Annotated in this window: 12 protein-coding genes and 1 pseudogene; 8 read left to right on the top strand and 5 right to left on the bottom strand. The window is 44.5% G+C overall.

Annotation, left to right across the window (positions count from 1 at the left end):
• Nucleotides 1-141: 141 nt before the first annotated feature.
• Nucleotides 142-1,539 (bottom strand): tryptophanase, encoded by a 1,398-nt coding sequence (locus TW81_RS02955; RefSeq protein ID WP_045954247.1) that lies wholly within the window; start codon nt 1,537-1,539, stop codon nt 142-144.
• Between the two features lie 444 nt (nt 1,540-1,983).
• Here TW81_RS02955 and TW81_RS02950 point away from each other — a divergent pair, with 444 nt between their 5' ends.
• The gene (locus TW81_RS02950) at nt 1,984-2,634 is read left to right on the top strand and encodes a DUF2057 family protein (protein WP_045954246.1); all 651 of its coding nucleotides are present in this window, start codon (nt 1,984-1,986) and stop codon (nt 2,632-2,634) included.
• Nucleotides 2,635-2,649: 15 nt separating this feature from the next.
• Here TW81_RS02950 and TW81_RS02945 read toward each other — a convergent pair whose 3' ends face one another.
• Complete coding sequence (locus tag TW81_RS02945) at nt 2,650-3,921, bottom strand: HD-GYP domain-containing protein (RefSeq protein WP_045954245.1); 1,272 nt, start codon at nt 3,919-3,921, stop codon at nt 2,650-2,652.
• A 226-nt stretch (nt 3,922-4,147) separates the two neighbouring features.
• Here TW81_RS02945 and TW81_RS02940 point away from each other — a divergent pair, with 226 nt between their 5' ends.
• The 6 genes from TW81_RS02940 (at nt 4,148) to sstT (ending at nt 8,996) form a co-directional block, all read left to right on the top strand.
• A complete protein-coding gene (locus TW81_RS02940; RefSeq protein ID WP_045954244.1) occupies nt 4,148-4,681 on the top strand; it encodes a GNAT family N-acetyltransferase in 534 nt (177 codons plus the stop codon).
• Nucleotides 4,682-4,780: 99 nt separating this feature from the next.
• On the top strand, nt 4,781-5,209 hold the full coding sequence (locus TW81_RS02935; RefSeq protein ID WP_045954428.1) for a hypothetical protein: 429 nt from the start codon (nt 4,781-4,783) through the stop codon (nt 5,207-5,209).
• The gene (locus tag TW81_RS02930; RefSeq protein WP_045954243.1) at nt 5,206-5,799 is read left to right on the top strand and encodes an SCO family protein; all 594 of its coding nucleotides are present in this window, start codon (nt 5,206-5,208) and stop codon (nt 5,797-5,799) included. The genes TW81_RS02935 and TW81_RS02930 overlap by 4 nt, the downstream gene beginning before the upstream one ends.
• 5 nt (nt 5,800-5,804) lie before the next feature.
• Nucleotides 5,805-6,251, top strand: a complete 447-nt coding sequence (locus tag TW81_RS02925) for a copper chaperone PCu(A)C (RefSeq protein WP_045954242.1) — start codon at nt 5,805-5,807, stop codon at nt 6,249-6,251.
• 241 nt (nt 6,252-6,492) lie between these two features.
• The gene (rsgA, locus tag TW81_RS02920; RefSeq protein ID WP_045954241.1) at nt 6,493-7,557 is read left to right on the top strand and encodes a ribosome small subunit-dependent GTPase A; all 1,065 of its coding nucleotides are present in this window, start codon (nt 6,493-6,495) and stop codon (nt 7,555-7,557) included.
• 221 nt (nt 7,558-7,778) lie between these two features.
• The gene (gene sstT / locus TW81_RS02915) at nt 7,779-8,996 is read left to right on the top strand and encodes a serine/threonine transporter SstT (RefSeq protein WP_045954240.1); all 1,218 of its coding nucleotides are present in this window, start codon (nt 7,779-7,781) and stop codon (nt 8,994-8,996) included.
• A gap of 47 nt (nt 8,997-9,043) precedes the next feature.
• Here sstT and TW81_RS02910 read toward each other — a convergent pair whose 3' ends face one another.
• Both TW81_RS02910 and TW81_RS02905 read right to left on the bottom strand, forming a co-directional pair.
• Nucleotides 9,044-10,207 (bottom strand): tetratricopeptide repeat protein, encoded by a 1,164-nt coding sequence (locus tag TW81_RS02910; RefSeq protein ID WP_045954239.1) that lies wholly within the window; start codon nt 10,205-10,207, stop codon nt 9,044-9,046.
• 380 nt (nt 10,208-10,587) lie between these two features.
• Nucleotides 10,588-11,391, bottom strand: coding sequence for a PilZ domain-containing protein (locus tag TW81_RS02905; RefSeq protein ID WP_045954238.1), 804 nt, complete (start codon nt 11,389-11,391; stop codon nt 10,588-10,590).
• A gap of 102 nt (nt 11,392-11,493) precedes the next feature.
• On the opposite strand from TW81_RS02905, the pseudogene TW81_RS19490 reads away from it, so the two are divergent.
• Nucleotides 11,494-11,958: pseudogene (locus tag TW81_RS19490) on the top strand (substrate binding domain-containing protein); the annotation flags it as partial.
• Here TW81_RS19490 and TW81_RS02900 read toward each other — a convergent pair.
• Complete coding sequence (locus TW81_RS02900; protein ID WP_045954237.1) at nt 11,955-13,391, bottom strand: coniferyl aldehyde dehydrogenase; 1,437 nt, start codon at nt 13,389-13,391, stop codon at nt 11,955-11,957. The pseudogene TW81_RS19490 and the gene TW81_RS02900 sit on opposite strands and share 4 nt — an antisense overlap.
• Between the last annotated feature and the right edge of the window lie 30 nt (nt 13,392-13,421).

Raw genomic sequence — 13,421 nt, 5'->3', positions numbered from 1 at the left:
AAACATCAGTCAAACAGGAATAAATAACATGTCAAACAGTAAGTTATAGATTTCAATGCTAATTGGGACTTTGCTTCCAAGATAGACAACTGCCGCAACTCGAGCTAAGTTGCGGCAGTGGCGTTACGCTAGAACGATGGTTTACTTAGACTTAAAACGCGCCGTGAAATGACGAAGTACAGGAGGTTCATAGTCAAACGTCAAGCCTTTAAGCTCATGTGCTCGTTCTTTAAGAGCAATGATCGCGTCAGCAATATAGTCCATATGATCATTGGTATAAACGCGTCGAGGAATGGTCAAACGCATCAACTCGAGTTCAGAAGCTTTCTGCTCACCTGTTTCCGGGTCACGTCCGAGTAACAAGGAGCCGATTTCCACCGCGCGAATACCTGCTTCTAGGTACAAGGCGTTACATAACACCTGCGCTGGGAACTCGTCTGCGGGAATATGCGGTAAGATTTTTGCTGCATCGACAAATACTGCATGCCCCCCAGTTGGGTATTGGATTGGAATCCCGCCTTCACGCAAGCGTTCGCCTAAATATTCTACCTGACTAATTCTGTAGTGTAGGTAATCTTCATCAGCACCTTCATAAAGCCCTCTTGCTAATGCTTCCATGTCGCGTCCAGCCATACCACCATAGGTCACAAATCCTTCCATCGGCACACAACGAGTTCGAACCGCTTGGAAAAGTTCTTCATGATCACGAATACAGCACAAACCACCAATGTTGACCATAGGATCTTTCTTGGCCGACATCGTCAGCATGTCACCGTATTGGTACATCTCTCGGATGATCTCGAGGATAGATTTGTCTTGGTAACCCTCTTCGCGCTGCTTGATAAAATACGCATTTTCACAGTAACGTGCTGAGTCAATCACCACCGGAATATCATTCTTAGCCGCGATCTCGTAAACGGCACGCATGTTCGCCATTGAAACAGGTTGTCCGCCAGAACTATTACACGTCACAGTAGTAATAATGGCGCAGATATTTTCAGCACCATACACTTCAATTGTCGACTGAAGCTTGTCTAAGTCGAAGTTACCCTTCCAGTCATATGGCGTGGTTGTATCGAAGGCGTGCTTGTCGACCACATTAATCGCTTTACCGCCATTGAGCTCAATATGCCCAGCCGTAGTATCAAAATGGTAGTTGGAAATGAAAACCGGCTCTTTGCCACCACGAACCGTCTTCATCCGTTCAATCAATGCCGGAAATAAGATCTGCTCTGCACCACGCCCTTGGTGAGCGGGCACTGTCAACTTGTAGCCAAAGAAGTGTTCAACCGCCGCACACAAGTTGTAATAGTTACGGCTACCAGCATAAGACTCATCCCCCATCATCAGGCCTGCCCATTGATTGTCACTCATTGCGCCAGTACCTGAGTCGGTCAGCAGGTCAATATAGACATCATCACTTCTCAGTAAGAATGGGTTTAAACCCGCTTCGTTCAAGGCTTCAACACGATCGTCATACGTTGTCATTTTGATCGGTTCTACCATTTTGATGCGAAAAGGTTCTGGGATACGTTTCATTGTTAATTTCCTTTAAATAGATCGAATCCACGCAATAATTAATGCGAGTCATCATTTTTGTTTTAGAGAGATCGTAATTCGGTACAGAGTGCACCGCAGAAATTAACGTAGAACGATGTCTTTGTTTAAAAGAGAAAGGGTGTAGTCAAGGTTATACCACGGCGACAACACTAGTCTGCTGTCTAACATATCTCTATATGCCATAGCGTTATCCTCCTGATTCATTAAACATATTGGTTTTGTTGACTCAGACTAATATAGTCGAATCATAGTTATGATTACCGTGAAAGGTACCTCAAATTTGCGATTTCACGTGCCACATTGGCGTGAACAGTGATGAAGATTTGATGAATTTTGCCAACTTCTTACATACAAGTATTGCAATAAACTAGGGAGCTAGGCACTCTCATTGAGGCTTAAGTGCCTGTTTATTAGGAATCAATAATGAAAATAAAAACAACATTGCTTGCTGCTATCGCACTGGGTATCACGGGGACAGCAGTTGCCGAGGTCACCATTGCGATACCAGACACTATCGACGTCTTGGTGGCTAACGACAATAAACCTGAACTTTCAGGTGGGCTCTTCTCTTCAACGAAAACTTTAACCCTACCAGATGGACAGAACCAAATTCTGTTCACCTACAACCCTTACTTCGATAAAGGTAAAGAACGCGTTCTGCTTGAAAGCGATCCCATCATTGCCACGTTTAATCAGTCAAACACAGGGCTAGAGTTTGGCTTACCTCAATATCGCAATGAAAATGACGCAGCGAAAAAACTGCCGACGCTTGAATGGAGCCTTCGAACCCAAAATGGCCAAGCCATCGAAGTAAAACAGGACAAGCTCCTGAAAAGTGGCATGCAGATAGGCCGTAATCACAAATTAGAGCTAGCGGAGTACAATCGCCGTGGAGGCGTAGCAGCAGTGTCAAGTGTTGCTGTCGTTCCGGTAACCTTACCTGCAACGCTCAATGATACACCTGCAAAGATGCAAAGCGGCGACAACACCGCCGAAGAGATGCTGCACTTTTGGTACAACAAAGCCGACAGCGCGACCCAAGAGCGTTTCAAAGCATTTATCAATCAAAAATAGTAAAAATGGCCAGTGCTAAACCAGCACTGGCTGCTTATATTCCTGGCCGGTAGAAATCCTATAACAGATTTCTGCATTGCCAACCAGACAATCAAAAACTACGCGGTCAAGTTGGTTGTCGTTCACCATCCGCTCAATGATAGCGAGTGCCTGCTCTAGCGGTAAACCTTTCCGGTAGGGACGAGATTGAGTCAATGCTTGAAATACATCAGTCATTGCTATTAATCGACTTGGCTGATCCAACTGTGATGCATTCATCCCTAATGGATAACCAGAACCATCCAGCCTTTCATGATGGTTAGATGCCCAATCGACAATGCTTTGGTTGGTAAACATTCGCTCGATTGCATGACGCGAATCAGTTGCATGTCGCTTGATACAAGCGTACTCCTCATCCGAAAGCTGAGCCGGTTTATGTAAAATAGCGCTTGGCGTTTTTAGCTTACCGATATCGTGAATCAATCCAGCCAAGTAGAGCATTTTTCTCTCTCTTGGAGAATAACCCAACTGAAGGGCAAAAAACTCCGCTAACTGAGCAACATGGAGTGAATGTTGGTAGGTAAATGAACTTTTCGCATCAACAATCTGAGCAAAGAGCTCCGCGACTTCAATGGACTCGTCCAAACCGATTGGTGAGTGGTATAGCGGCAAAAAGGTATCGGACAAACTTTCAATGTGTCTGGCCTCCATCGAGAACCAAAAGTCATCGCAAGCAACCAGTTCAGCCATCGCCACCACTTGGTTTGGTTCAAACATAGTGCCAGCATTAGCTTGCAGCTCGCCGATGATATTTTCTTTGCTACGTTGAGTGATATTGCCATAAGCATCTAGAGGATAATGACCATGAAGATAATCCAATCGGTCAGCCAAAAACACCAAAGTAGCGTATTGTTTTGTTTCGGCGTCTATTGTGCTCATGCTTTGCAACTCTTGCCACCAGGTATGATGGAATAGAATCGGAGTCGCCAATTCAGACAAAGGGCGGCATGCTTTAAGCAGCTCATACCCCTTCACACAATGTTTCCTCGTATTCTTCGGAGCTAATGACGTGAGAAGCGCACTTATCTCAGCACTTTCCGACACGCCACAATCGTGTATTAAGCCAAGCGAAAACACAGTCTGACATTGTGCGTCACTCCACCTCATTCGCTGAGCGCATCGATAAGCAATATAGGCAACTCTATGACCGTGATAGATGTCATCGACACCGACCTCGTCCAGAGCATAGGCAATTTCAAACAAAACGCGACGTAGATCCACACTTACATCGTCTAGGGACATATCCATACTAACGTTTGTGGTACTTATAATTAGTTATTGTGTGTGGGAGAGTAAACTATACCTCGCGCCTTAAACCACAAAATAACCATGGTTATTAGCAGAACTGTGAGCCGTGCAACCTAGTGCATTATTTTCGTGCTAGAAAGCACTCTGTTTTTACATTTAAATGCTCTGGCTATCACCTTGGTAGTTTGTTAGGTTTAAGTTCAACGCTATATGCACGGAATGGATTATGTTCAGCCAAAAAATCGACAGCGAGATTTCCATCGCTCTTGTTCAAGAGTCATTTGCTAATCAGTATGTGGAGCTTGCGTCAGAGCAGTTTGACTATTTATCTCAGTGGCTTGCGTGGCCACCACATTGCAAAAGCGAGCAGGACTTCCGCCTGTTTGTCCAACGTTCGCTGCATGACTATGCCGATGGCAAGTCAATCACTTGCGCAATTTTGTACCAGTCTGAAATCGTCGGCAACTGCAGCTGCTTTAACATTGATTATGAGACTTCAAGCTTAGAAATAGGCTATTGGCTGTCTAAACATCATCAAGGAAAAGGAATTGTTACTAGAGTCGTGAAGCACTTGGTCGAACACGCATTTCACGAGTTAAAGGTTGAAAAGGTCCAACTTTCCGCTGCGGTAGAAAACACAGCCAGTCGCAACGTGGCGCAAAGAGTAGGTATGGCGCTTGAAGGTATTATCACCAATCGAGAAAAAGTCGGTGAACGCATTTTAGATCATGCGATCTACGCTATTCATAAAAGCCGTTAATCTCAGCTTGACTGCAAGCACAATCTTGTTCGATATCTCATAGATTTAAGGCGCTTTGTGCTAGCATTGCGCTCGTCGGTATTTCAAGGGATTAGTGTCGTGCCCACATTCGCAAAATTTGTTCTCATCGCCAGCGCCCTTGTCAGTGGTTTCTACGCTGGTGATATTATTAAGTGGTTTCAATCAACCCAGCAAACTGCTTCGCTGGATGACTATTGCTTGGTCACAACGAATAAATGCCAGCAAGGCGATATTTCCGTTCAAGCCAATAAAGACGTCAGCCATCCTCTCGTCCCGACGGTATTAAGTGTAAACTGGACTAACACTTCCAGCGAAAGCCTTATCATGACGCTACAGGGCTACGAAATGGAAATGGGCACTGTGGTATTTAAACTAGAAAAAAGTGCCTCGGGTCTATTTTCTGGACAAATCATTTTACCCGTGTGTACCACAACTTCCATGACTTGGTTTGGCAGCATTAGTGATGGTAATCAATCAATTAAGACATCAATAAGGATGGAACAATGAATAGAAACTGGTCTTTGATCTTAGTGATAGCCTTTGTGATCGGCTTTGGATTGAAAAGCTACCTTGATAAACAAAATGAATCCAAACCGCAATTAGGTGACACAACGAACGTTACACTTTTTGGCAAAGACAACCAACCAGTCTCTATATTCGATCCGCAAGACTCTAGAATTCGTGTCGTCTATTTTGGTTTCACGCGTTGCCCGGACGTTTGCCCAACCTCGTTAGCTATGCTAGCCGGAGCTCTTAATCAAGTTGATGACTCAATTAAGAGCGGTTTTCGCCCACTGTTTATTTCTCTCGATCCTGAGCGTGACGCAGCAGCGGAATCTCATCAGTACGCGCAGTATTTCCATCCAATGATAGAAGGTTTGTCTGCTCCGTTAGAGGTAACCACACCACTTGCTCACAAGTATGGTGTCATCTTTCGTAAAACCGAGTTGGAAAACTCCCAGCTCAAATACACCCTAGATCACAGCTCTTATTTTTACTTCCTCAAACCAGATGGCACGCTCATTACAAAAGTGCCACATACTCTTACTCCAGCTCCGCTGGTTGAAGCCTTTAAAACTCTTTCATCACAAGGATAATCACAATGAAACTTAAAGCACTTATATTGGCGTGTTTGACACTAAGCCCATTGGCTTATGCTGAAACGGACATTATGACCAACCACGCATACGCACGTGCTACTCCACCCAATGCACCTACCAGTGCTGTATTTGCTGAGTTTATGAATAAGGGTGATACCGAGCGACATATTGTGTCAGCAACAACTGACGCGGCCGGAAAAGTTGAGCTTCACGACGTGATCACCGAAGGTGACGTGATGAAGATGCGTCAAATTGAAAAAATCACGATCCCAGCCAAGGGTAAAACGGTTTTGAAACCCGGTAGTCTGCACATTATGTTGTTCGACCTGACCAAGCCATTTGTTGAAGGCGACAGCATCAATGTCCAAGTCACTTTTGCCAATGGTGAGACTCAGACGATCACTGCACCCATCAAAAAAGTGATGAAGGGAATGACACATCATCACTAAGCAATAAATTTTATACGCAAAGGTGGGCAATCGCTCACCTCATTTGCTATTATATGCGACGTCAACACGAACTAATCCATAGGAGGATACGATGATTGTAATTAAAACCCACCCGGCAAAAACGGTGAAGTCACTTTAACACGCCTACTTCTACCCTTCCTTTGCCCGGTGTCACCTAATACCGGGGTCTAAAGACCCTAGCAAATTTTTACAGAATAATTTCTGTTAGCTTGGGGCAACTATGAATACCAAAGCAAATACACCAATGTCATTACCGACACTTGGCTGGAACAATTTATTTCAACAACAACTGACACTTGACGACTTAGAGCAACAGCACATTGCTGCGCGAATCACTGAGCACCACCGAAGTGGTTATAAATTGCTAAGTGAATCTGGTGAAATACATCTAGAGATCCATAAGTCATTCCCTGCGATGACCGTAGGCGACTGGGTGTTACTCGATGAACATTTCCAATTCGTAACCTTGCTCGATCGCCAATCTCTTTTTCATCGAAAAGCAGCGGGTAGCAAGGCCAGTGAACAGTTAATCGCCTCCAATGTCACCACGCTGTTTATCGTTTGTTCACTCAATGACGATTTCAATCTGAGTCGAATAGAGCGTTATCTTGCGATCGCACATGAAGCGGAAGTTGAGCCAGTGATTGTATTAACCAAAGCGGATTTATGTGCTGACGCAGAAGACAAGAAACAGCAAGTACAAAAGTTAGATCCCTTGTTGATGATTGAGCATGTTAATGCACTCGACCTATCGCAATGTGAACGTCTGTTACCTTGGTGCCAAACCGGAAAAACCGTGGCATTTATGGGCTCGTCAGGCGTTGGCAAATCGACGCTGGTCAATAGCCTGCTTAAAGAAGATACTCAGCAGACTGGCGGCATACGTGAGGCTGACAGCAAAGGACGACATACGACAACCAGCCGTTCAATGCACTTTATGCCTACGGGCGCGGTATTGATTGATACTCCGGGAATGCGAGAACTTCAGCTTATCGATTGTGCTGATGGGGTTGCAGAAACTTTCTCAGATATCGAGTCACTCGCTAGCCAATGCCGCTTCTCTGACTGTCAACATCAGGATGAACCTAATTGTCGTGTTCAACAAGCGATCCAATCTGGTGAGTTAGAAGAAAGACGATTAACGAACTATCTTAAGTTACTGCGTGAGCAGCGGCGCAACAGTGCAACCATTGCTGAGCAGCGAGCCTCATTTAAGCAATTGACAAAGTTCTATAAAAAGGTGCAAAACAATAGTCGACAAAACAAGCAAGGCAATCATTTCTAAGGGTTCTTGCTACATAATACTCGGGGGCTTTAGCCCCCACTTTGTTACCAATAAAACACAGAAACAAAACATAATATTCACAAAAAATCTTTGTAGTTAATTATTAATGCTAAGTTTCAATTATTTCTAGACACAATATTTCAAGCCGCTAGTATGTCATCCTCAGTTTTAACAACTGAAATTACTATAACGTTATAAAACCATTCATTGCAGGGATAACTATGCAACACAACTCAATCATTGCGCGCTTTGCACGTGGCAATTTGGTTTTGCAGATCCTAGCCGGCATCATTCTAGGTGTGGGTTTAGCGACTGTCTCTCCAGATCACGCCCAAAGTGTTGGATTACTTGGAAGCCTTTTTGTTGGCGCACTCAAAGCGGTCGCGCCAATTCTTGTTTTTATTTTGGTAGCAGCATCCATTGCTAACCAGAAAAGAGACCAGCATACCTACATGCGTCCGATTGTGGTTCTTTACCTTTTGGGTACCTTTACTGCAGCTTTAACTGCGGTGGTACTGAGCTTTTTGTTCCCAACCACATTGACTTTGGTTTCAGGTGCTGAGGGGGCGACACCACCTCAAGGTATCGCAGAAGTATTAAATACGCTGTTGTTTAAGCTGGTAGATAACCCAGTTAACGCTCTGATGAGTGCCAACTACATCGGTATTCTCGCTTGGGCAATCGGTTTAGGTTTGGCGCTTCACCATGCGTCTGCAACAACGAAAGCGGTATTTGAAGACTTAAGCCATGGCGTATCTCAAATCGTGCGTTTTATTATTCGTCTCGCACCATTTGGTATCTTTGGCCTAGTGGCTTCAACACTTGCCACAACTGGTTTTGAGGCACTAGCCGGATACGCGCAACTGCTGGCGGTGCTGTTGAGTTCAATGGCCTTCATTGCATTAGTGGTAAACCCAATTATTGTATTGGTTAAGACAGGCGAAAACCCTTACCCACTTGTCCTACAATGTATTCGTGAAAGTGGCGTTACTGCCTTCTTTACCCGTTCTAGCGCGGCAAACATTCCGGTCAACATGGCGTTGTGTGAAAAGCTAAAATTGGATGAAGATACCTACTCAGTATCGATTCCTCTTGGCGCAACCATCAATATGGCTGGTGCTGCGATTACTATCACAACACTTACCCTAGCGGCGGTTCACACCATGGGGATTGAAATCGACCTAATGACCGCACTCCTCCTAAGCGTTGTGGCATCAGTTTCAGCTTGTGGTGCATCTGGCGTTGCAGGCGGTTCACTACTACTTATCCCATTGGCTTGTGGTCTGTTTGGCATTCCAAATGAAATCGCGATGCAAGTGGTTGCGGTAGGTTTCATTATTGGTGTGGTACAAGATTCAGCAGAGACCGCATTGAATAGCTCAACTGACGTGGTATTCACTGCGGCAGTCTGTAAAGCAAAGCAGAAGCAAGCTAAATAAGCTTCAGATTAGATAACAAAATGGCCTCGTATCAACGAGGCCATTTTTTATTGCTTATCAATTGGAGATTGAGAGAAATCCAGTTTTGCTTGAGGTTGCTCTGACTCCGATTGAGACTCTTGATGAAGAGAAGGTTCTTGAGGCACGGTGACGGACGCGCTCTCTTCTTCAGCAACTTTTTCCATCGGCATACTGCTGCTAAGCTGTTCATCAGTTGGGATGGAGCGTTTATACAGCTTGTTAAGCGCGCGAATAATCGAGTGTTTGCTGACCTTGTTATCACGAATTTTCTTTACCATAGGTTTAGCTAAACTCTGCAAGCCAACCACAGTATCAACACCGATATTCATCGCCACCTTATCACGTAATACTCGCGCGGGCTCATGGCCAAGTTGTCCAGCCAAAAACAACCATATATAAGCCAGTGAATTTCCGGCAGGCTTGTAGTCCATCCACGTCTCACCTGCTTTATACATCGCCTCTAAATAGCCTTTTTCAGCCGCGCGTTCTAGCCAATACACGCCCAAATCAAAGTTAGCTTCTACACCACGACCATGAATATAATTTAGACCCAGCTTCATCCGACCTTCATTGCTGCGTAACTCAGCAGCCCTGCGATAGTAATCAGTCGACGTTGCTGGGCTTGCTTGAAGATTGTTCGGCGAACTCGCCCAGTCACCAAGAAATATCAACGCATCAACATAATTTTGATCCGCCGCAGACTCCATCACCGATAGTGCCTTTGGTACATCAACCTCAGTACCTCTACCAGAAAAAAGTGCCTGCGCCATTTCAAACTGATGCGGTAAACTTCCTTCCGCGGCAGATATGCATGTTTGCCAAAACTTAGCTTGTTGTTTAAGAACTAAATCCTGCTTCATTTTATTGCTGATACGAACGACACCATACATGCCTGTTACACTATCGAGCTTGGCCGCCTTGCTGTACCAATAAACCGCTTCTTGTGGACGCGTACGCTCCGCCTCTTTCGCTAAATAAAGAATGGTGGGAATATGTCCCTCTTCGGCTTTTACGATTCGTTCTTCTTGTTCTTGCTTGCGGTTCTTCTCCATCGCTTTACGAAACGCGATTTCTCTCTCTTTGCGTTCTTGTTCTAATCGCTTTTTACGCATTGATAAGGCTAACATCCACATAAACATGCAGAGTAACAGCAAACCCGTCGCCCCAATGGCGATCCCCATGATATTCATTCGTTCTTCTTATGTTTCCTAAAGACATTCAACTCACCACTGTATCGGCATCAACGTCAAATGATTGAGCGCTACATGGTACCTCAGATCGGAACCTTTCAGTTATCCAATCTGCATAAGGCTGGTATCTGCTTCACAACGTCGGAGGACATTGACTACAAACACCAAATCGTCTGACAAAAAACGCTGTACCTATCGCGGTGATATTACATTGATTTTAGTCTATCGAAACGAGTTTTAACTTAAACCTCAAATATGAGAAGTATAAAGCACAGGTGGGATGTTGTTGAGTATTGGCGGCGTTTAACCAACAAGCATAGAACAATGAAAAGAAATGAATTGCGGGTGTCTACAACCCGCAATAGAAACTATTTTACCACTTACAAGGTGAATTTATGTTGAATGGAACAGAACTGAAGCCCTTCAATCAGTTCAGAGACCGACTTAAGACACTCCTCTTCAAACTTGACTCCATACCTTACGTAATGGTTGGTTTTGGTGACATTTCTGACCACAGCGCTAAATTGTTTCTCAGTGTACGGTTTGTTTGACTCATCACTACTGAGCACCTTGAAATCAAAAATCGAACCCATACGATAGTTTGATTTACCTCGCTCAACCACGAGCAGGCATCCTTGCTGCGAAATATCTCGTAACTGGCATGGATAACGGTGCTCATTCGGACTAATCATTCCTTCAAGGTCAACTTCCAACCGAGCACTTTCCCTTAATCCCACAACGACTTGGGTGGCTTTAGGGAAACCGACTAGCAGCAAGTCACTATCGCCACCGCTCAATACATACTCAATCTTGCTCTTAAAATAAACACGTGCCCCTTCCCCTTTTGAGGAAATAACACACGCCTTTATTCCATAGCCGCGCTGCATAAACTGCGACTTTTCTTTCGGTGATACATTGGGTAACTCTAACAACAGAACATTGTTTGTATGCAAGCCCACGTACTTGGTTTTGCATCTGAGTGTTTTACCTGTTGGGGTGGTAACAATACAAGCCACTTCACACAACGGCATAATATTGCTAAATGCATCTTCACCATAATGAATCGCGCTGGATGAATCTGTACTACTCACATCCTTATTGGCGAGCGGAGTGTCTTGTTCTTGATGGTTATTAGAGAGTTGTAACTCGTTCAGATCGTCGCTGTTACGCTGCACTAAACTCACGCGAAATCTCCTATGCAATTTATCACTTAATAAATATAGAGCTGGAAATAGCATGAGTAAAATGTTGCCGAAGATATTTTTCAACAGCTAGCACAACACCCCGCTCTTCGAATGGGAAAGTTAGAAGACTCAGAATTTGTCGCACGCAAGCTGATGACTATTGATATATGTACGCTAGCTAGCCCGTAATACCTTAAACAACATGGCAAGCCTGACCACCCTAAGCAACTGGCACATCACCATTGCTTAACGGGTTCAGTAAAACGCTGGGGATATACCAATAAAATAAGCAAACAAACCAGAGACATTACGATAAATGGCCATTTACAGTGTAAAAATGGCCGTGTTCTGGTTAAAGGAGCAGTTAATCATCGTGGCATTATTCGTGTCCCCGCAATCTACTGTCACCAAGAAATCAAATCACGGCAACTGATGGAGGTCTTCGACGATTAGATAATTCCTAGCGTTGATTTCTCGGCAATTTTTCACCGCGATAAGTATCAGCCAAAGCGATTGAGAACATTTGTTGCCTTTATCAAGCACCACTTTGAAACATTGACGATTTAACGAACAAACAAACGGCCGAGTAATTTGATGGCAAGTTTGCGATATTTTAGCAAAAGGTAGCTTCTTGGCATCCATGATGGAGAAGAGAGTACCGTCTTAGCTTTAGAAAATGTCCGAAAGCCCTCTTCACCATGATAGTGTCCCATTCCAGAATCACCGACACCACCGAAGGGGGCATCTTCGGCCGCAACCTGAAGCAGAGTATCGTTAATCGCGATCCCGCCACTATGCGTTTGCTCTATCACTTGACGCTGTAACACTTTGTCATTCGTCATGAGGTAAAGTGCAAGTGGCCGAGCACGGCTATTGATATACGCAAACACTTCATTCATCTGCCGATAGCCAATAACAGGTAATATTGGACCAAAAATCTCTTCTTGCATTAAGCGCATAGTATCAGTAACTCCGGTCACTAATTGCGGCGCCATTTGGCGCGACTCTAGCTCAACATAATCTATGGTGTGAATCGTACCATCCAAGTTTTTCGCATCGACCAAATAGCTTTGCAGTCTTTGGTACTGAGCCTCATTGACAATGCAAGTTGCAGAATCTAGCCGCCCCTCTTTGACATACAGTTGATAAAACCGCGCTAAATATCTTTCGACAAATTGCAGTTCTTTCCCCTGAGGAACCAGTACATAGTCAGGTGCGACACAGATTTGTCCTGCATTGATCGATTTACCCAATAGAATCGCATCAACGGCTTGGTTGATATCAGCATCGTTAGCAACGATAGCGGGAGACTTTCCGCCCAACTCTAAAGTGATTGGAGTCAGATTCTTTGCGGCGGCGGCGGCGATCAACTTACCAACTTGCGTAGAACCAGTAAAGATCAGGTGGTCAAAGGGTAAGGATGCAAAGAATTGCGAAATTTGAGCTTCACCTTCAATGGGGTAAACCTGGTCCCCTAGCTGGGCGAAGATTTCACTGAGTACTTGATTGGTATTAGGCGTGTGCTCGCTCAGCTTCACCATCACTCGATTTCCCGCAGCTAACGCCGTGACAATCGGCGCAATGCTTAGCACGATTGGAAAGTTCCAAGGAACCATGACACCAACAATGCCAAGAGGCTGGTATTCAACACGAATTTTTGATGGGAATAACAGCAAACCAGCATGTCGCTTGCTCGGCTTTATCCATTTCTTCAAATGCTTGATGGTATAGTTGATATGCGTGATGGCGGGTAATATGTCACAAATTAAACTATCAAACTCACTCCGGTAACCATAATCTTGTTTAAGTGCGTCAACCAACTTTTGTTTACGTTCAAGCAGCTCATGCTTAAGCGCAACAAGGCAGTCGATACGTTGTTCAAGCTCTGGATAAGGGGCGTGACTATAATTGGCTTTTATATCCGAAAACAAAGACTTTAAATCCTGCTCTGTTTTAACATGTTCCTGTTGCCAGCGCGTGAGATCTATGACTTTTTCCATATTTATAGCCAACCCATTTTGTCTTCAATT

Source organism: Vibrio galatheae (assembly GCF_000967545.1).
GTDB classification, from domain to species: domain Bacteria; phylum Pseudomonadota; class Gammaproteobacteria; order Enterobacterales; family Vibrionaceae; genus Vibrio; species Vibrio galatheae.
This window is presented reverse-complemented; position numbering and strand designations above follow the sequence as displayed.

Coding starts and splice junctions, on each gene's coding strand:
- TW81_RS02955 (WP_045954247.1), bottom strand. CDS start 1,539: ATGAAACGTATCCCAGAACCTTTTCGCATCAAAATGGTAGAACCGATC.
- TW81_RS02950 (WP_045954246.1), top strand. CDS start 1,984: ATGAAAATAAAAACAACATTGCTTGCTGCTATCGCACTGGGTATCACG.
- TW81_RS02945 (WP_045954245.1), bottom strand. CDS start 3,921: ATGGATATGTCCCTAGACGATGTAAGTGTGGATCTACGTCGCGTTTTG.
- TW81_RS02940 (WP_045954244.1), top strand. CDS start 4,148: ATGTTCAGCCAAAAAATCGACAGCGAGATTTCCATCGCTCTTGTTCAA.
- TW81_RS02930 (WP_045954243.1), top strand. CDS start 5,206: ATGAATAGAAACTGGTCTTTGATCTTAGTGATAGCCTTTGTGATCGGC.
- TW81_RS02925 (WP_045954242.1), top strand. CDS start 5,805: ATGAAACTTAAAGCACTTATATTGGCGTGTTTGACACTAAGCCCATTG.
- rsgA (WP_045954241.1), top strand. CDS start 6,493: ATGAATACCAAAGCAAATACACCAATGTCATTACCGACACTTGGCTGG.
- sstT (WP_045954240.1), top strand. CDS start 7,779: ATGCAACACAACTCAATCATTGCGCGCTTTGCACGTGGCAATTTGGTT.
- TW81_RS02910 (WP_045954239.1), bottom strand. CDS start 10,207: ATGAATATCATGGGGATCGCCATTGGGGCGACGGGTTTGCTGTTACTC.
- TW81_RS02900 (WP_045954237.1), bottom strand. CDS start 13,391: ATGGAAAAAGTCATAGATCTCACGCGCTGGCAACAGGAACATGTTAAA.